Source organism: Empedobacter sp. GD03865, assembly GCF_029840775.1.
In the GTDB taxonomy this organism is placed as follows: Bacteria; Bacteroidota; Bacteroidia; order Flavobacteriales; family Weeksellaceae; genus Empedobacter; species Empedobacter falsenii_B.
Genome location: NZ_JAOCDF010000005.1, coordinates 55,941 through 70,874, shown reverse-complemented (window position 1 = coordinate 70,874; position 14,934 = coordinate 55,941). Strand labels below are relative to the sequence as shown.

General features: G+C 35.0%; 25 protein-coding genes and 1 riboswitch. Of the genes, 20 read left to right on the top strand and 5 right to left on the bottom strand.

Translation table 11 applies throughout. The annotated features are described in order from the left end of the window. Positions 1 to 4 precede the first annotated feature (4 nt). The 16 genes from fusA (at position 5) to rpsN (ending at position 8,991) form a co-directional block, all read left to right on the top strand. Positions 5 to 2,128, top strand: a complete 2,124-nt coding sequence (fusA, locus tag N5D46_RS03360; RefSeq protein ID WP_280049172.1) for an elongation factor G — start codon at positions 5 to 7, stop codon at positions 2,126 to 2,128. Positions 2,129 to 2,138: 10 nt separating this feature from the next. Next, positions 2,139 to 2,444, top strand: a complete 306-nt coding sequence (rpsJ, locus tag N5D46_RS03355; protein ID WP_019974208.1) for a 30S ribosomal protein S10 — start codon at positions 2,139 to 2,141, stop codon at positions 2,442 to 2,444. A 247-nt stretch (positions 2,445 to 2,691) separates the two neighbouring features. Next, a complete protein-coding gene (gene rplC, locus N5D46_RS03350) occupies positions 2,692 to 3,321 on the top strand; it encodes a 50S ribosomal protein L3 (protein ID WP_038335606.1) in 630 nt (209 codons plus the stop codon). Next, entirely contained in the window at positions 3,312 to 3,941 is a 630-nt protein-coding gene (gene rplD, locus N5D46_RS03345; protein WP_038335460.1) for a 50S ribosomal protein L4, read from the top strand. The genes rplC and rplD overlap by 10 nt, the downstream gene beginning before the upstream one ends. A 10-nt stretch (positions 3,942 to 3,951) precedes the next feature. After that, positions 3,952 to 4,236 carry a 50S ribosomal protein L23 gene (gene rplW, locus N5D46_RS03340; protein WP_038335466.1) on the top strand — a complete coding sequence of 95 codons (285 nt, stop codon included), beginning with the start codon at positions 3,952 to 3,954 and terminating at the stop codon, positions 4,234 to 4,236. Between the two features lie 15 nt (positions 4,237 to 4,251). Continuing rightward, positions 4,252 to 5,076, top strand: a complete 825-nt coding sequence (gene rplB / locus N5D46_RS03335) for a 50S ribosomal protein L2 (protein ID WP_038335472.1) — start codon at positions 4,252 to 4,254, stop codon at positions 5,074 to 5,076. A 3-nt stretch (positions 5,077 to 5,079) separates the two neighbouring features. Then, positions 5,080 to 5,358, top strand: a complete 279-nt coding sequence (gene rpsS, locus N5D46_RS03330; RefSeq protein ID WP_019974202.1) for a 30S ribosomal protein S19 — start codon at positions 5,080 to 5,082, stop codon at positions 5,356 to 5,358. Between the two features lie 9 nt (positions 5,359 to 5,367). After that, positions 5,368 to 5,784, top strand: a complete 417-nt coding sequence (rplV, locus tag N5D46_RS03325; protein WP_019974201.1) for a 50S ribosomal protein L22 — start codon at positions 5,368 to 5,370, stop codon at positions 5,782 to 5,784. A gap of 4 nt (positions 5,785 to 5,788) precedes the next feature. Next, positions 5,789 to 6,511 carry a 30S ribosomal protein S3 gene (gene rpsC, locus N5D46_RS03320; RefSeq protein ID WP_019974200.1) on the top strand — a complete coding sequence of 241 codons (723 nt, stop codon included), beginning with the start codon at positions 5,789 to 5,791 and terminating at the stop codon, positions 6,509 to 6,511. Between the two features lie 36 nt (positions 6,512 to 6,547). Then, complete coding sequence (gene rplP / locus N5D46_RS03315; protein WP_038335490.1) at positions 6,548 to 6,967, top strand: 50S ribosomal protein L16; 420 nt, start codon at positions 6,548 to 6,550, stop codon at positions 6,965 to 6,967. Between the two features lie 22 nt (positions 6,968 to 6,989). Then, positions 6,990 to 7,178 (top strand): 50S ribosomal protein L29, encoded by a 189-nt coding sequence (gene rpmC / locus N5D46_RS03310; RefSeq protein ID WP_038335494.1) that lies wholly within the window; start codon positions 6,990 to 6,992, stop codon positions 7,176 to 7,178. Between the two features lie 16 nt (positions 7,179 to 7,194). Further along, a complete protein-coding gene (gene rpsQ, locus N5D46_RS03305) occupies positions 7,195 to 7,449 on the top strand; it encodes a 30S ribosomal protein S17 (protein ID WP_019974197.1) in 255 nt (84 codons plus the stop codon). Between the two features lie 8 nt (positions 7,450 to 7,457). After that, positions 7,458 to 7,826 (top strand): 50S ribosomal protein L14, encoded by a 369-nt coding sequence (gene rplN, locus N5D46_RS03300; RefSeq protein ID WP_019974196.1) that lies wholly within the window; start codon positions 7,458 to 7,460, stop codon positions 7,824 to 7,826. A gap of 9 nt (positions 7,827 to 7,835) precedes the next feature. Further along, positions 7,836 to 8,150 (top strand): 50S ribosomal protein L24, encoded by a 315-nt coding sequence (rplX, locus tag N5D46_RS03295; RefSeq protein ID WP_038335509.1) that lies wholly within the window; start codon positions 7,836 to 7,838, stop codon positions 8,148 to 8,150. Between the two features lies 1 nt (position 8,151). After that, the gene (rplE, locus tag N5D46_RS03290; protein ID WP_038335516.1) at positions 8,152 to 8,715 is read left to right on the top strand and encodes a 50S ribosomal protein L5; all 564 of its coding nucleotides are present in this window, start codon (positions 8,152 to 8,154) and stop codon (positions 8,713 to 8,715) included. A gap of 6 nt (positions 8,716 to 8,721) precedes the next feature. Next, positions 8,722 to 8,991 (top strand): 30S ribosomal protein S14, encoded by a 270-nt coding sequence (gene rpsN / locus N5D46_RS03285; RefSeq protein ID WP_019974193.1) that lies wholly within the window; start codon positions 8,722 to 8,724, stop codon positions 8,989 to 8,991. Positions 8,992 to 9,062: 71 nt separating this feature from the next. On the opposite strand, the gene N5D46_RS03280 is transcribed toward rpsN, so the two are convergent. The 5 genes from N5D46_RS03280 to thiM are packed head-to-tail and all read right to left on the bottom strand — an operon-like array spanning position 9,063 to position 12,592. Then, on the bottom strand, positions 9,063 to 9,698 hold the full coding sequence (locus N5D46_RS03280; RefSeq protein WP_280049171.1) for an HAD family phosphatase: 636 nt from the start codon (positions 9,696 to 9,698) through the stop codon (positions 9,063 to 9,065). Beyond that, positions 9,683 to 10,345: a thiaminase II gene (gene tenA, locus N5D46_RS03275; protein ID WP_280049170.1), complete on the bottom strand. Its 663-nt coding sequence runs from the start codon at positions 10,343 to 10,345 to the stop codon at positions 9,683 to 9,685. The genes N5D46_RS03280 and tenA overlap by 16 nt, the downstream gene beginning before the upstream one ends. Next, entirely contained in the window at positions 10,329 to 11,165 is an 837-nt protein-coding gene (thiD, locus tag N5D46_RS03270) for a bifunctional hydroxymethylpyrimidine kinase/phosphomethylpyrimidine kinase (RefSeq protein WP_280049169.1), read from the bottom strand. Before thiD ends, tenA begins: the two co-directional genes overlap by 17 nt. Continuing rightward, a complete protein-coding gene (gene thiE, locus N5D46_RS03265) occupies positions 11,140 to 11,799 on the bottom strand; it encodes a thiamine phosphate synthase (RefSeq protein WP_038335526.1) in 660 nt (219 codons plus the stop codon). The genes thiD and thiE overlap by 26 nt, the downstream gene beginning before the upstream one ends. Beyond that, positions 11,789 to 12,592: a hydroxyethylthiazole kinase gene (gene thiM / locus N5D46_RS03260; protein ID WP_038335529.1), complete on the bottom strand. Its 804-nt coding sequence runs from the start codon at positions 12,590 to 12,592 to the stop codon at positions 11,789 to 11,791. The genes thiE and thiM overlap by 11 nt, the downstream gene beginning before the upstream one ends. An 82-nt stretch (positions 12,593 to 12,674) precedes the next feature. Next, positions 12,675 to 12,767, bottom strand: a riboswitch (TPP riboswitch). 287 nt (positions 12,768 to 13,054) lie between these two features. Between thiM and rpsH the strand changes: the two genes are divergently transcribed. The 4 genes from rpsH to rpsE are packed head-to-tail and all read left to right on the top strand — an operon-like array spanning position 13,055 to position 14,926. After that, positions 13,055 to 13,456, top strand: coding sequence for a 30S ribosomal protein S8 (gene rpsH / locus N5D46_RS03255; protein WP_019974187.1), 402 nt, complete (start codon positions 13,055 to 13,057; stop codon positions 13,454 to 13,456). 22 nt (positions 13,457 to 13,478) lie between these two features. Further along, positions 13,479 to 14,024 carry a 50S ribosomal protein L6 gene (gene rplF / locus N5D46_RS03250; RefSeq protein WP_038335531.1) on the top strand — a complete coding sequence of 182 codons (546 nt, stop codon included), beginning with the start codon at positions 13,479 to 13,481 and terminating at the stop codon, positions 14,022 to 14,024. 13 nt (positions 14,025 to 14,037) lie between these two features. Continuing rightward, positions 14,038 to 14,388, top strand: a complete 351-nt coding sequence (rplR, locus tag N5D46_RS03245; RefSeq protein ID WP_280049168.1) for a 50S ribosomal protein L18 — start codon at positions 14,038 to 14,040, stop codon at positions 14,386 to 14,388. Positions 14,389 to 14,401: 13 nt separating this feature from the next. Next, positions 14,402 to 14,926: a 30S ribosomal protein S5 gene (rpsE, locus tag N5D46_RS03240; RefSeq protein ID WP_280037223.1), complete on the top strand. Its 525-nt coding sequence runs from the start codon at positions 14,402 to 14,404 to the stop codon at positions 14,924 to 14,926. Positions 14,927 to 14,934: the final 8 nt, after the last annotated feature.

Below are 14,934 nucleotides of genomic sequence, written 5' to 3'. Positions count from 1 at the left end.
AGAAATGGCAAGAGATTTAAAATATACAAGAAATATTGGTATCGCAGCGCATATCGACGCTGGGAAAACTACCACTACAGAACGTATCTTATTCTATACAGGAAAGTCTCACAAAATTGGAGAGGTTCACGATGGAGCTTCTACAATGGACTGGATGGAGCAAGAAGCTGAGCGTGGTATTACCATTACTTCTGCGGCAACAACTTGTACTTGGACTTTTCCAACAGAACAAGGTAAGCCATTAGCAGATGCAAAAGGGTACCACTTCAATATTATTGATACTCCTGGTCACGTTGACTTTACTGTAGAGGTAAACCGTTCATTACGTGTATTAGATGGATTAGTATTCTTATTTTCAGCAGTTGATGGTGTTGAGCCTCAATCAGAAACTAACTGGCGTTTAGCTGACAACTACAAAGTTCCACGTATGGGATTTGTTAACAAAATGGATCGTCAAGGATCTAATTTCTTAAATGTATGTCGTCAGGTAAGAGAAATGTTAGGATCTAATGCTGTTCCTATTGTATTACCTATCGGTGAAGAAGCTGATTTCAAAGGTATCGTTGATTTAATCAAAAACCGTGCGATTGTATGGCATGATGAAAACAATGGTTCTACTTTTGACGTTGTAGAAATTCCTGCAGATTTAGTTGATGAAGTTAAGCAATACAGAGCTCAATTAATCGAGGAAATCGCTGCTTATGACGAAAACTTATTAGAGAAATTCATGGAAGATGAAAACTCTATTACAGAAGACGAAATTCATGCAGCTTTACGTGCAGCAACATTAGACATGTCTATTATCCCAATGACTTGTGGATCTTCTTTCAAAAACAAAGGTGTACAATTCATGTTAGATGCTGTTTGTCGTTATTTACCTGCTCCAACAGATAAAGATGCTATTCACGGTACAGATCCAAAAACAGAAGAGCCTATAACAAGAAAACCTTCTGCAGATGAACCATTTTCTGCATTAGCGTTTAAAATTGCTACTGACCCTTATGTAGGTCGTTTAGCATTCTTCCGTGCTTATTCTGGTCACTTAGATGCTGGATCTTACGTATTAAATACTCGTTCTGGTAACAAAGAACGTATTTCTCGTATCTTCCAAATGCACGCTAACAAACAAGAGCCTATCGAGAGAATCGAAGCAGGTGATATTGGAGCTGCAGTAGGTTTCAAAGATATCAAAACAGGAGATACTTTATGTGATGAAAAAGCCCCTATCGTATTAGAGTCTATGGACTTCCCAGATCCAGTAATTGGTATCGCAGTTGAGCCTAAAACGAAAGCTGACGTTGATAAATTAGGTATGGCTTTAGCTAAATTAGCTGAAGAAGATCCAACATTCCAAGTAAAAACTGATGAGGCTTCTGGTCAAACAGTTATTTCTGGTATGGGTGAGTTACACTTAGATATTATCGTTGACCGTTTAAAACGTGAATTTAAAGTAGAGGTTAACCAAGGTGAGCCTCAAGTAGAGTACAAAGAATCATTCTCTCGTCCAGCTAATCACCGTGAGGTTTACAAAAAACAATCAGGTGGTCGTGGTAAATTTGCTGATATCGTTTTCGAAATGGGACCAGCAGATGAAGGAAAAGTAGGTTTAGAATTCGTTTCAGAAATTAAAGGTGGTAACGTTCCTAAAGAATTTATCCCTTCTATTGAGAAAGGTTTTAAAGCTGCAATGAAGAATGGACCTTTAGCAGGATTCGAAATGGATTCGTTAAAAGTTACTTTAAAAGATGGATCTTTCCACCCTGTGGATTCTGACCAATTATCTTTCGAGTTAGCTGCTCAAATGGGTTACAAAGCTGCTGCAAAAGCCGCTGGTGCTCAAATCTTAGAGCCTATCATGAAGTTAGAGGTTTTAACTCCAGAAGAAAACATGGGTGATATTGTAGGTGACTTAAACCGTCGTCGTGGTCAAGTATCAGGAATGGATGATAGAAATAACGCTAAAGTTATTAAAGCTATGGTTCCATTAGCAGAAATGTTCGGATATGTAACTTCATTACGTACATTATCTTCTGGTCGTGCTACATCTACAATGGAATTCGATCACTACGCTCCAGCACCAACAAACGTGTCTGAAGCTGTAATCGCTAAAGCAAAAGGTAACGCTTAATTCAAGAAAAATGAGTCAAAAAATTAGAATAAAATTAAAATCTTACGATTATTCTTTAGTTGATAAATCAGCTGAAAAAATCGTAAAAACTGTAAAAGCTACAGGAGCTGTTGTTAATGGACCAATTCCATTACCAACTCACAAAAGAATCTTTACAGTTTTAAGATCTCCACACGTTAACAAAAAATCTCGCGAGCAATTTCAATTATCAGCTCACAAAAGATTATTAGACATTTATTCTTCTTCATCTAAAACAGTTGATGCTTTAATGAAGTTAGAATTACCTAGTGGTGTTGAAGTAGAAATTAAAGTATAGTTAGCTGTATTTTAAATAAATATAAACCCTGAGACGTGCACATCTCAGGGTTTTTTTATGAATTACTGTAAGAATGCTTTGATTGATATTTTTCGCTGTTTGTAAACTTTTGAAAAATAATCAATTGAAAGTTTGTTGTTTACAAATTAATTCATACATTTGCATGCTAATTTTAGAGAAGATCTCTAGTGGTCGAAAGTCCACATTCTCTGAAATATTAAACAAATTATTAACATATTTTAATCAAATGTCAGGTATCATTGGTAAAAAAATCGCGATGACTAGCTTATTTGATGAGAACGGGAAAAATATTCCTGTGACAATCGTAGAGGCTGGGCCATGTGTGGTTACTCAAGTCAGAACCGTAGAGAAAGATGGGTACGTTGCTGCTCAACTTGGTTTCGATGACGCAAAAGAAAAAAACACGACTAATGCTTTAAAAGGTCACTTTAAAAAAGCAGGAACTACTCCAAAGAGAAAGTTAGTTGAGTTTTACGGTGAAGAATTCGTGAACTCTTTAACTCTAGGAGGAGAAGTTAACGTTGAATTATTCAACGAAGGAGAATTTGTAAGTATTACAGGTACTTCAAAAGGAAAAGGTTTCCAAGGTGTTGTTAAACGTCATGGTTTCGGTGGGGTAGGTCAAGCTACACACGGTCAACATAACCGTTTAAGAGCTCCAGGTTCTATCGGTGCTGGTTCAGATCCATCTCGTGTATTCAAAGGAATGCGTATGGCTGGAAGAATGGGTGGTAAACAAGTTACTGTTCAGAACTTAAAAGTACTTAAAGTGGATACTGAGAAAAATCTTTTAATTGTTAAAGGTGCTATCCCAGGTCCTAAAAATTCATACGTAATCGTTAGAAGATGGAAGTAGTAGTATTAAACATCAAAGGTCAAGAAACTGGAAGAACAGTATCTTTAGACGAGGCAGTTTTCGGAATTGAGCCTTCTACACACACAGTGTACTTAGAAGTTAAACAATATTTAGCAGCTCAACGCCAAGGAACGCACAAAGCAAAAGAAAGAGCTGAGATTGCGGGATCAACTCGTAAAATCAAAAAGCAAAAAGGAACAGGTACAGCTCGTGCTGGTTCTATCAAATCTCCAGTGTTTAGAGGAGGAGGTAGAGTTTTCGGACCACGTCCAAGAAACTACTCTTTCAAATTAAACAAAGCACAAAAGAGATTAGCTAAAAAATCAGTTTTATCACAAAAGTTAGCTGAGAATGAAATCAAAGTTGTTGAAAACTTTTCTTTCGAAGCTCCAAGAACTAAAGAGTTCAAAACTGTTTTAACTGATTTAGGATTAGAGAACACAAAATCATTATTCGTATTAGGTGAATCTAATAGCAATGTATATTTATCTTCTCGTAACTTACAAAAAGTTAAAGTTGTTACAACTGAGGAATTAAATGTATTTGATTTAATCAATGCTTCTCAAATCGTATTTTTAGAAGGTTCTTTAGCAACAGTTCAAGAAAATTTAACAAAATAAGACGAAGAAAATGGGAATCATAATTAAACCAGTAATTTCAGAAAAAGCAACTAATAACAGTGAGTTGTTAGGGCAATATTCGTTTTATGTAGACACAAAAGCTAACAAAATTCAAATTAAAGAAGCTGTAGAAAAAACTTACGGTGTATCTGTAGTTTCTGTTAGTACTTTAGTATCTGCTCCAAAAGTAAAAACTCGTTACACAAAAACAGGTTTTCAAACTGGAAAAACAAATAAGTTGAAAAAAGCGATCGTTAGCTTAGCTGAAGGTCAAGAAATAGAGTTGTTCGGATAATTTAAGAATTAAAAAATGTCAGTAAGAAAATTAAAACCTATCACCCCGGGACAACGTTTTAGAGTGGTTAATGAATTTGCGGCAGTAGATAAAAATGCTAAGCCAGAAAAGACATTAGTTGAAGGAAAATCTAAATCGGGTGGACGTAACAACACTGGTAAAATGACAATGCGTTATATCGGTGGTGGACACAAACAAAAATATCGTATCATCGACTTCAAACGTGATAAAGAAGGTGCTGCAACTGTAGAATCTGTACAATACGATCCAAACAGAACTGCATTCATCGCTTTATTATCTTACGAAGATGGTGAAAAACGTTACATTATTGCTCAAAATGGTTTGAAAGCTGGACAAGTAATTGTTTCAGGTGAAAACGTAGAACCAGAAGTAGGTAATGCTATGAAGCTTAAAAATATGCCATTAGGTACAGTAATCTCTTGTATTGAATTACGTCCAGGGCAAGGAGCAGTTATGGCAAGAAGTGCAGGTACTTATGCTCAATTAGTTGCGCGTGATGGTAAATATGCTATCGTTAAGTTACCAAGTGGTGAATCAAGAATGATTTTAGTGGAGTGTAAAGCAACAGTAGGTGTTGTTTCTAACACAGACCATCAGTTAGAAGTTTCTGGTAAAGCTGGTCGTTCTAGATGGCAAGGTCGTCGTCCAAGAACTCGTCCAATGGTTATGAACCCTGTAGATCACCCAATGGGTGGTGGTGAAGGTCGTGCGACAGGAGGTATCCCTCGTTCTCGTAACGGTATTCCAGCGAAAGGTTACAAAACTCGTGACAAGAAGAAAGCGTCTAACAAATATATTGTTGAAAGAAGAAAAAAATAATTTATGGCACGTTCATTAAAAAAAGGACCATTCATCCACTATAAATTAGAAAAGAAAGTTCTTGCTAACGTAGAAAGCGGTAGCAAAAACGTGATCAAAACATGGTCAAGAGCATCAATGATTTCTCCTGATTTTGTTGGTCAAACAATCGCAGTACACAACGGAAAGCAATTTATTCCTGTTTATGTTACTGAGAATATGGTAGGTCATAAATTAGGTGAGTTCGCTCCTACACGTACTTTTAGAGGTCATGCCGGAGCTAAAAACAAAGGAAAAAAATAGTAAAGGGCCATGGGATCTAGAAAAAGATTAAGTAACGAAAGAATCAAAGAAGCTAACAAGCAGGTAGCTTTTGCGAAATTAAATAATGTTCCTACTTCTCCTCGTAAGATGAGATTAGTAGTAGATATTATCCGTGGAGTTGAAATTCAAAAAGCTTTAGGTATTTTAAAATATACTAAAAACCACGCTTCAATCCGTTTAGAGAAATTGTTATTAAGCGCTATCGCTAACTGGCAAATCAAAAATGAAGGAGCTGATGTTGAAGAAGCTGGATTATATGTTAAAGAAATCTCTGTTGATAGTGCACGTCAATTAAAAAGAATTCGTACTGCACCTCAAGGTAGAGCACATAGAATCAGAAAACGTTCAAACCATGTAACTTTGGTTTTAGGAACTAAAGAAGATAAACAAAAAGTACAAGATTAAGAATATGGGACAAAAAACTAATCCAATCGGAAATCGTTTAGGAATCATCAGAGGATGGGATTCTAACTGGTACGGTGGAAATGATTACGGTGATAAAATTGCAGAAGATGCAAAAATTCGTACTTATTTAAGAGCACGTTTGTCTAAAGCCGGAGTTTCTCGTATTTACATCGATCGTACTTTAAAATTAGTTACAGTAACTGTAACTACTGCTCGTCCAGGTATCATTATTGGTAAAGGTGGACAAGAAGTTGACAAATTAAAAGAAGAGTTAAAGAAAATCACTGGTAAAGAGGTTCAAATTAACATCTTCGAAATTAAGAGACCAGAATTAGATGCAATCTTAGTAGGGGATAGTATCGCTCGTCAAATTGAGAATCGTATTTCTTACCGTCGTGCTATTAAAATGGCAATTCAATCAGCAATGAGAATGAACGCAGAAGGAATCAAAGTTCAAATCTCTGGTCGTTTAAACGGTGCAGAGATGGCACGTTCTGAAACTTATAAAGATGGACGTATTCCTTTGTCTACATTCCGTGCAGACATTGATTACCACATTTCAGAAGCTCATACAACTTATGGTCGTTTAGGGATCAAAGTATGGATCATGAAAGGTGAGGTATATGGTAAGAGAGAATTATCTCCTTTAGTTGGATTACAGAAAAAACAAAAAAAATCTGACAACAACAGAAAGGGAGGTGAAAGATCTAATAATAGAAAGCGATAATTTAGTTTAACAACTAACATAAAGAATTAAGTAGATATGTTATCACCGAGAAGAGTAAAGTTTAGAAAAACCCAAAAAGGTAAGATGAAAGGTGTTTCTCACAGAGGAACTCAATTAGCTTACGGGACTTTCGGGATCAAATCTTTAGACGAAGCGTTTATTACAGCACGTCAAATCGAGGCAGCTCGTATTGCTGCAACTCGTTTCATGAAGAGAGAGGGTCAATTATGGATTAAAATATTTCCAGATAAACCAATTACTAAGAAACCAGCAGAGGTACGTATGGGTAAAGGTAAAGGTGCACCAGAATATTGGGTAGCTCCTGTACAACCAGGTCGTATCTTATTCGAAGTAGGAGGTGTGCCAGTAGAGGTTGCAACTGAAGCATTGCGTTTAGCAGCTCAGAAGTTACCTGTTAAGACTAAGTTTATCGTTGCACGTGATTTCCAAAATTAATAATTTCAAAAATTAAGAAAAAATGAAAGCAGCAGATATTAGAAATCTAAGTGTTGAGGAGTTACAAGCTAAAATAGCTGAAGAACAAGCGAACTACGATCAATTAAAATTGACAAACGCTGTTTCTCCTGTAGCAAATCCAATCGGTATTAGAGACTTACGCAGAACAATTGCTCGTTTGAATACCGTGTTAAACGAAAAACAATCATAACAGTAATCTGTAACTGATGGAAAGAAAATTAAGAAAAGAAAGAGTAGGTTTAGTTACATCAAACAAAATGGAAAAAACCATTGTTGTAGCTGAAACTAAGAAGCAAAAGCACCCATTCTATGGGAAATTCGTTTTAAAAACGAAGAAATATACAGCGCACGACGAAAATAACGAGTGTAACGAAGGTGACACAGTGCGTATCATGGAGACTCGTCCTTTGTCTAAAAACAAAAGATGGAGATTAGTAGAAATCATTGAAAGAGCTAAATAAGATAAGTTATGTTACAACAAGAATCTAGATTAAAAGTTGCAGATAACACAGGAGCTCGTGAAGCATTAGTAATCCGCGTTTTAGGTGGTACTAAAAGAAGATACGCATCAGTAGGTGACAAAATCGTAGTTGCGATCAAAGAAGCTACACCTTCAGGAAACGTTAAAAAAGGTGCTGTATCAAAAGCTGTTGTAGTTAGAACTAAAAAAGAAGTTCGTAGAAAAGACGGTTCATATATCCGTTTCGACGATAATGCATGTGTATTATTGAACACTCAAGGAGAAATGCGTGGTACTCGTGTATTCGGTCCAGTTGCTCGTGAGTTACGTGATAAAGAATATATGAAAATTGTATCATTAGCCCCAGAGGTATTATAATAGAACAACATGGCAAAGTTAAAAATTAAAAAAGGAGACAAAGTAGTCGTATTATCAGGATCTAACAAAGGTCAAACTGGTACTGTGTTACGCGTATTCCCTGACAAAGCTAAAGCTATCGTTGAAGGGGTTAATATTGCAAAAAAACGTGTAAAGCCAAGCGCACAAAATCCACAAGGTGGAGTTGTTGAAAAAGAAGCTCAAATCTATTTATGTAAATTGGCTTTAGTAGATCCAGAAACTGGGAAAGCAACGAAAGTAGCGATCAAAGAAGAAGGAGGGAAAAAAGTAAGAATTGCTAAAAAATCAGGAAAAGCTATCTAAGATGAGTACAACAACATACACACCTCGTCCGCAGGTTAAATATAAAGAAGAGATTGTAGCTGCTCTTAAAGAAGAGTTCGGATACAAATCTATTATGCAAGTTCCTAAATTAGAGAAAATTGTTTTATCTCAAGGTTTAGGTGCTGCTACAGCTGACAAAAAAATCGTTGATTACGCTATCGAAGAGTTAGAATTAATCACTGGTCAAAAAGCAGTAGGAACAATTTCTAAGAAAGATGAAGCAGCTTTCAAATTACGTAAAGGAATGCCAATTGGGGCTAAAGTAACTTTACGTGGTGAGAAAATGTATGAATTCTTAGACCGTTTAGTATCTGCAGCTTTACCACGTGTACGTGATTTTAGCGGTATTTCTTCTACAGGTTTCGACGGTAGAGGTAACTATAACTTAGGTATCAAAGAACAAATTATCTTCCCAGAAATTAATATTGATAAAATCAAGAAAATTCAAGGTTTAGATATTACCTTTGTAACTTCAGCGAACACAGATAAAGAAGCTAAAGCTTTATTATCTAAATTCGGATTACCATTTACTAAAGAAAAATAAGAAGTCATGGCTAAAGAATCAATGAAAGCGCGTGAGCGCAAAAGAGAAGCATTAGTTGCTAAATATGCTGCGAAACGTCAAGCTTTATTAGAAGCTGGTGACTACGAAGCATTACAAAAATTACCTAAAAACGCTTCTCCTGTACGTTTACACAACCGTTGTAAATTAACAGGTCGTCCAAGAGGATACATGAGAACTTTCGGGATCTCTCGTGTAACTTTCCGCGAAATGGCGAACGAAGGGTTAATCCCAGGTGTTAAAAAAGCGTCTTGGTAATTTACCAATAGCTTTAGAAATATTAAATCCTTACTCTTTATTGAGTAAGGATTTTTTTGTTTTTGTAAGGTTTATATTTCTTTGATCAATTCCCTAAAATCAGCTATGTAATTTGGCTGAAGACAAAAATCTGAATTGTTGTAAATTTTATAATTTAAACCAGCATGTTTTGCTGAATTAATTCCGGTGAGTGAATCTTCGATAACTAAAACTTCTTCCTTTTGCTTTTCGCATAATGATAAAGCTTTTAAATAAGGTTCTGCATTTGGTTTGCCTTTTGAAACATCATCTGCTGAAATAGTGTGATCAAAATAGGAATGAAGTTTTAATTGTTGAAAAGCATACTTAATTTGTCTTCTAGAGGAATTGGAAACAAGAACAATTTGAATTTGATTGGCTTTTAAATGTTCCAACATCTCAGCAACGTGGTCATTTAATTGTACAAACTGATGAAAGTTTTCGACATAAAATTTTTCTGTCCAATCGATTATTTCCTCGTACAAATGATTTGTAAAGCGTTGCTGATTTTCTAACATCAATTGGATTGCTTCATTTGTTGTGAAATTCATTCCGTCATTTTCTACCAAACATATCGTATCCAACCGATATATTTTAATGACTTCATCAAACATCAGCTCCCATAATTGTTGACTATTTACGATTACCCCATCAAAATCAAAAAAGATGGCATTTATTTTCTTTCCCATGTGATATTTTCATAAGATGCATTCCAAAACTGAAATTCTAATTCGCTTGCTTTGACAAAAGCTTCTAGCATTTGTTCTTTTATTTTTTCAGTTGCTCCTTCTGCAATCTTATCAACATAACTTTTCGCTTTTTTTACACCTTCACCAAATTCATCTCCACTATAGGTGTCAATCCATTTTTGATATGGATTATTTTCTTTTGTTTGATTTTTGATGATTTCATCACCAACTTCGTTGTAAATCCAAAAGCAAGGCAAGACAGCCGCTAATGCAATTTCAATAGGTTCGAATGCAGCTGTACTTTTTAAGAAATGTGAATAATGGTGACAAACAGGTTGTGTTTCGATCGTGATGTTTTGCGACAATCCAAAATCCTCAAAATAGGATTCGTGTAAAGCACGTTCAACAATCAATGCATTTTTTCCGAATTCGAAAAAGTCAATGGCTTGTTGATTGTCTTCAGATTTTGATCCAATGGCAGCTAATACTCGCCCAAAATGTTCCAAATATTTTGCATCTTGTAACATATAAAATTGAAATTTCTCTATTGGTAATGACCCATTTTGCAATTCAATTATAAAAGGCATATTTAGAATATCATTGTAAATAGGGGCAATGGTTTCCCAAGCTTTAGTTGTGAATGTCATAGGTTTTTAATTTTTGTGGATTAAATAAATGATTAAGAGGTCCATTTCCTTTTCCAATTGTTAGGTCTTTACTTCCTAATATTGCTTGTTCAACATATTCTTGTGCTAGTTGTACACTTTCTGTGAGTGAAACCCCCAAAGCTAAATTACACGCAATTGCAGAAGATAATGTGCAGCCTGAACCATGCGTATTTTTTGTCTCTATTTTTTGAGAGGTATAACTTTGTACAGGTTGTTCTTTTTGAAATAAATAACTGATAATTTTTTCTTGCTGAAGATGTCCGCCTTTTAATAAAAGATTCTGACAACCTAAATTTAAAATCGTTTCTCCATAAGAAAGCATCAATTCAGCAGAATCAATTTTATGATTTACCAAAATACTTGCTTCATCAAGATTTGGCGTGATAAGCGTGGCCAAAGGAAAAAGCTTTTCTATGCAAGCTTCAAGTGTTTCTTCTTTGATTAACCGATGTCCACTTGTCGCAACCATGACAGGGTCATAAACAATCGGTCTATTGTAATTTTTTAATTCCTCTGAAATGATATGAACCAATTCAACACTATGAACCATTCCAATTTTTATTGCATCAGGATAAATATCCTCTAATATGGATTGAATTTGTTCACGAATTGCTTGTGCAGGAATTTCGTAAATATTTTGTACGCCTTGTGTATTTTGAACAGGCAAGGCTGTCAATACATTTGTTGCATAACAGCCATGAGCGGAAATTGTTTTGGTATCAGCTTGTATGCCAGCGCCACCGCTTCCGTCAAATCCGGCAATTGTTAAGACACTATATGCTTTTTGGATGGTATTCATTTTCGTTAATAATTTGTTTTAAAATTTGGGCAGATTTTTTTGGATTTTTGCTTCCGCAAATTGCAGAAACAATTGCAACACTATCTGCACCGGCTTGTATGATTTTAGCAATATTACTTTCATTAATTCCGCCAATTGCAATCAATGGTTTTGATGTTTTAGTTTTCAAAAATTTTAATCCTTCAAAACCCCATTCAGTAATCGTATTGGTTTTTGTTGGAGTCGAAAATATTGGACTTACCCCTAAATGATGTACATATTTCATTTCATCATCATTCAACTGTTTGATAATTTCTAAAGACCAACCAATATTTTTTAGAGCTTGTGCATTTTTGTGAATTTCAGAAGGTAATATATCTGACTGCCCGACATGTATTCCCCAAGGGTTAACAGCGGTTGCGACTTCTAATGAATCGTTAATAATCAAAGGGATATTGTAGTGGTCCGTAATTTTTTTTAATATTGTAGCTTTTGAAATATACTCGCTGACAGTGCAATTTTTTTCCCGAAGCTGAATGATATCAACCCCACCTATAATTGCTTGCTCTGCAACATCTAACCAATGAAGATGCGTACAATCTTTTTCAGAAATAACTAAATACAAAGGATAAGGAAAAGTTGGATTAATCTTCATAAACTGAGATTTTCAAATTTGTTTGAATTTCTTCTGCAGATATATGGTATAACGTGTCATACAAATTCATTTGTAAGGTTCCTGGGCCATTACTTTTTTTCTGTGCCAATTCACCTGCTAAACTAAATATGGCCATGCCGCTAACCGTTTCGAGGAAAGGATTTTTATTAAGGCCAATAAAAGCACCGATGCTAGCTGTTGCTGAACAACCTAAACCAGTAACTTTAGTCATCAATTCATGACCATTTTTAATTTCAATTATCGGATTGTTGGATACAATAAAATCTGAAGCACCTGAAATGCAAACAACAGATCCAATTTTCTGGTTTAAATTGTGTGCTGCTTTTATCGCTTGATTACTTTGATGTGTACTGTCGACTCCTTTTCCCTGAACAGCTTCGAAGGTATCTAAAGTTAAAATTTCTGAAGCATTTCCTCTTATGACAGTAGGATGATAGCGAAGCAGTTCTTTTATAAGTTCATTTCTGAAAGTTGAAATTCCAGCTCCAACAGGGTCTAATACCCAAGGTTTATTCAGTTGATCTGCTTTTTTTGCTGCAATTAGCATGCTTTCTGCCCAATAATCATCAAGAGTTCCGATATTGATGACTAATGCATTTGAGATTTTGACGATATTTTCCACTTCTTTGTGTGCATGTATCATAACAGGCGATGCTCCAATTGCCAAAAGAGCATTTGCAGTATTGTTCATCACCACAAAATTGGTGATGTTGTGAACAAGCGGATTTTTTGTCCGGACAGCATGTAAATTTTGAATAATTAGATTTTCCATTAATTGATAATTTTTTAGATGAAACAATTAATGGCTAAAGAGGATTTTCTTTGAAAATAAAGCGTTGCAAATATTAAATAATTGCATAGATATTGCTTTTCCCTACGTCGGTGTTAACCGTATCAGGTTCAAAGGGACTCTCTCAATTCTTTTCAGAATACCCCTAAAGCCAAATCAAATTTATATAAATTGTTTTGACTTTCAGCTATTTTTTAAGAATAAAAATAGAAGATTACATCAAGAATTAATTGTTGAGATCGATTAAAAAGATAAATAAATATAAAGATTGAGTTTCATGTTTTGTCTTAATCCCTAGTTATAAAACGATTAAAAATAAATTATTTAGATTAATAGTTTGTAATTAAAAAATATGCAATATATTTGCAACCCAAATGCATAGTGCATTTTGGTAAAAGTTTAATTTTAAAAGTAGTGCTTACGCGCTATACTATAGAATTATTTATGTATACAGATCCAATTTCAGATTTTCTAACTCGCGTTAGAAATGCAATGATGGCAGGACACAAAGTAGTGGAAATCCCTGCATCTAAAATTAAAAAAGAGATCACTAAGATCTTATTTGAACAAGGTTACATCTTGAACTACAAATTCGAAGGACAAGATCAACCTCAAGGAACAATCAAAATCGCTTTAAAGTACGACAAAGTTACTAAAGAGCCAGCTATCCGTAAAATCAAAAGAGCTTCAACTCCAGGTTTACGTCAATACGCAGGATCTAAAGAATTACCTCGTGTATTAAACGGTTTAGGTGTTGCTATCATCTCAACTTCTAAAGGTGTGATGACAGATAAACAAGCTCGTCAAGAGAATGTAGGTGGTGAAGTTTTATGTTTTGTTTATTAATCTTTTAAAAAATTAAGAAATTATGTCAAGAATAGGACACGCACATATCAACATCCCTGCTGCAGCAACTGTTGAATTTAAAGATAACGTAGTTACTGTAAAAGGTAGCAACATTACAATGACAAGAGAGTTAAAAGAAGGATTTGATGTAACGATCGAAGACGGAGTTTTAACTGTAGTTCGTCCAAACGATTCTAAAGATAACAAAGCTTTACATGGTTTATACCGTTCATTAATCAATAACATGATTACTGGTGTAACAGAAGGTTTCAAAAAACAATTAGAATTAGTTGGTGTTGGTTATAGAGCATCTAACAACGGACAAAAATTAGATTTGTCATTAGGTTTCTCTCACAATATCGTTATTGAATTACCTACAGAAATTAAAGTTGAAACTTTAACAGAAAAAGGTAAAAACCCAATTATTACATTATCATCTCATGATAATCAATTATTAGGAATGATCGTAGCGAAAATTCGTTCTTACCGTAAGCCAGAGCCTTACAAAGGAAAAGGAATTAAATTCGTAGGAGAAATTATTAGAAGAAAAGCAGGTAAATCTGCATAAAAATCATTGAAAAATGGCATTATCTAAAATAGAAAAAAGACAAAAAATAAAAAGACGCGTGCGTCGAAATATTTTTGGAACAGAAACTAAACCTCGTTTATCAGTTTACCGTTCTAACAAAGAAATTTACGCTCAAATTATTGACGATAACAATGGAGTAACTTTAGCTTCTGCATCATCTCGTGAAAAAGGTGTTGCTGAAGGTACAAAAACTGAAGTATCTACATCTGTTGGTAAAGCTTTAGCTGCAAAAGCTATCGCAAAAGGAATTGAAACTGTAGTTTTTGACCGTAACGGTTTCGTGTATCATGGTAGAATCAAAGCTTTAGCTGAAGGAGCTAGAGAAGGTGGATTAAAATTCTAAAAAAGAGAAAGAAATTATGTTAGGATTTAAAAACGTAGAAAGAGTAAAACCAACAGGATTAGATTTAAAAGATCGTTTAGTTGGAGTACAACGTGTTACTAAAGTAACAAAAGGAGGTAGAGCATTCGGATTCTCTGCTATTGTTGTAGTAGGAGATGGTAATGGTGTTGTAGGTTACGGATTAGGGAAATCTAAAGATGTAGCTTCTGCAATCGCTAAAGCTATCGAAGATGCTAAGAAAAACTTAGTACGTATCCCATTGTTTAACAACACAATTCCTCACGAACAAGAAGCTCGTTTCGGTGGTGCGCAAGTATTCATCCGTCCAGCATCTAAAGGTACAGGGGTAATTGCAGGTGGTACAGTACGTGCGGTATTAGAATCAGTTGGTGTACATGATGTATTATCAAAATCAAAAGGTTCTTCTAACCCTCACAACGCAGTAAAAGCTACATTCCGTGCTTTATTAAGCTTACGTTCTGTAGAAACTATTGCTCGTCAAAGAGGTATTTCTGTAACTAAAGTATTCAACGGTTAAAAAAAAGT

What these genes read in the sequence shown, in the direction of transcription:
- fusA (WP_280049172.1), top strand. Translation starts at nt 5, where the DNA reads ATGGCAAGAGATTTAAAATATACAAGAAATATTGGTATCGCAGCGCAT.
- rpsJ (WP_019974208.1), top strand. Translation starts at nt 2,139, where the DNA reads ATGAGTCAAAAAATTAGAATAAAATTAAAATCTTACGATTATTCTTTA.
- rplC (WP_038335606.1), top strand. Translation starts at nt 2,692, where the DNA reads ATGTCAGGTATCATTGGTAAAAAAATCGCGATGACTAGCTTATTTGAT.
- rplD (WP_038335460.1), top strand. Translation starts at nt 3,312, where the DNA reads ATGGAAGTAGTAGTATTAAACATCAAAGGTCAAGAAACTGGAAGAACA.
- rplW (WP_038335466.1), top strand. Translation starts at nt 3,952, where the DNA reads ATGGGAATCATAATTAAACCAGTAATTTCAGAAAAAGCAACTAATAAC.
- rplB (WP_038335472.1), top strand. Translation starts at nt 4,252, where the DNA reads ATGTCAGTAAGAAAATTAAAACCTATCACCCCGGGACAACGTTTTAGA.
- rpsS (WP_019974202.1), top strand. Translation starts at nt 5,080, where the DNA reads ATGGCACGTTCATTAAAAAAAGGACCATTCATCCACTATAAATTAGAA.
- rplV (WP_019974201.1), top strand. Translation starts at nt 5,368, where the DNA reads ATGGGATCTAGAAAAAGATTAAGTAACGAAAGAATCAAAGAAGCTAAC.
- rpsC (WP_019974200.1), top strand. Translation starts at nt 5,789, where the DNA reads ATGGGACAAAAAACTAATCCAATCGGAAATCGTTTAGGAATCATCAGA.
- rplP (WP_038335490.1), top strand. Translation starts at nt 6,548, where the DNA reads ATGTTATCACCGAGAAGAGTAAAGTTTAGAAAAACCCAAAAAGGTAAG.
- rpmC (WP_038335494.1), top strand. Translation starts at nt 6,990, where the DNA reads ATGAAAGCAGCAGATATTAGAAATCTAAGTGTTGAGGAGTTACAAGCT.
- rpsQ (WP_019974197.1), top strand. Translation starts at nt 7,195, where the DNA reads ATGGAAAGAAAATTAAGAAAAGAAAGAGTAGGTTTAGTTACATCAAAC.
- rplN (WP_019974196.1), top strand. Translation starts at nt 7,458, where the DNA reads ATGTTACAACAAGAATCTAGATTAAAAGTTGCAGATAACACAGGAGCT.
- rplX (WP_038335509.1), top strand. Translation starts at nt 7,836, where the DNA reads ATGGCAAAGTTAAAAATTAAAAAAGGAGACAAAGTAGTCGTATTATCA.
- rplE (WP_038335516.1), top strand. Translation starts at nt 8,152, where the DNA reads ATGAGTACAACAACATACACACCTCGTCCGCAGGTTAAATATAAAGAA.
- rpsN (WP_019974193.1), top strand. Translation starts at nt 8,722, where the DNA reads ATGGCTAAAGAATCAATGAAAGCGCGTGAGCGCAAAAGAGAAGCATTA.
- N5D46_RS03280 (WP_280049171.1), bottom strand. Translation starts at nt 9,698, where the DNA reads ATGGGAAAGAAAATAAATGCCATCTTTTTTGATTTTGATGGGGTAATC.
- tenA (WP_280049170.1), bottom strand. Translation starts at nt 10,345, where the DNA reads ATGACATTCACAACTAAAGCTTGGGAAACCATTGCCCCTATTTACAAT.
- thiD (WP_280049169.1), bottom strand. Translation starts at nt 11,165, where the DNA reads ATGAATACCATCCAAAAAGCATATAGTGTCTTAACAATTGCCGGATTT.
- thiE (WP_038335526.1), bottom strand. Translation starts at nt 11,799, where the DNA reads ATGAAGATTAATCCAACTTTTCCTTATCCTTTGTATTTAGTTATTTCT.
- thiM (WP_038335529.1), bottom strand. Translation starts at nt 12,592, where the DNA reads ATGGAAAATCTAATTATTCAAAATTTACATGCTGTCCGGACAAAAAAT.
- rpsH (WP_019974187.1), top strand. Translation starts at nt 13,055, where the DNA reads ATGTATACAGATCCAATTTCAGATTTTCTAACTCGCGTTAGAAATGCA.
- rplF (WP_038335531.1), top strand. Translation starts at nt 13,479, where the DNA reads ATGTCAAGAATAGGACACGCACATATCAACATCCCTGCTGCAGCAACT.
- rplR (WP_280049168.1), top strand. Translation starts at nt 14,038, where the DNA reads ATGGCATTATCTAAAATAGAAAAAAGACAAAAAATAAAAAGACGCGTG.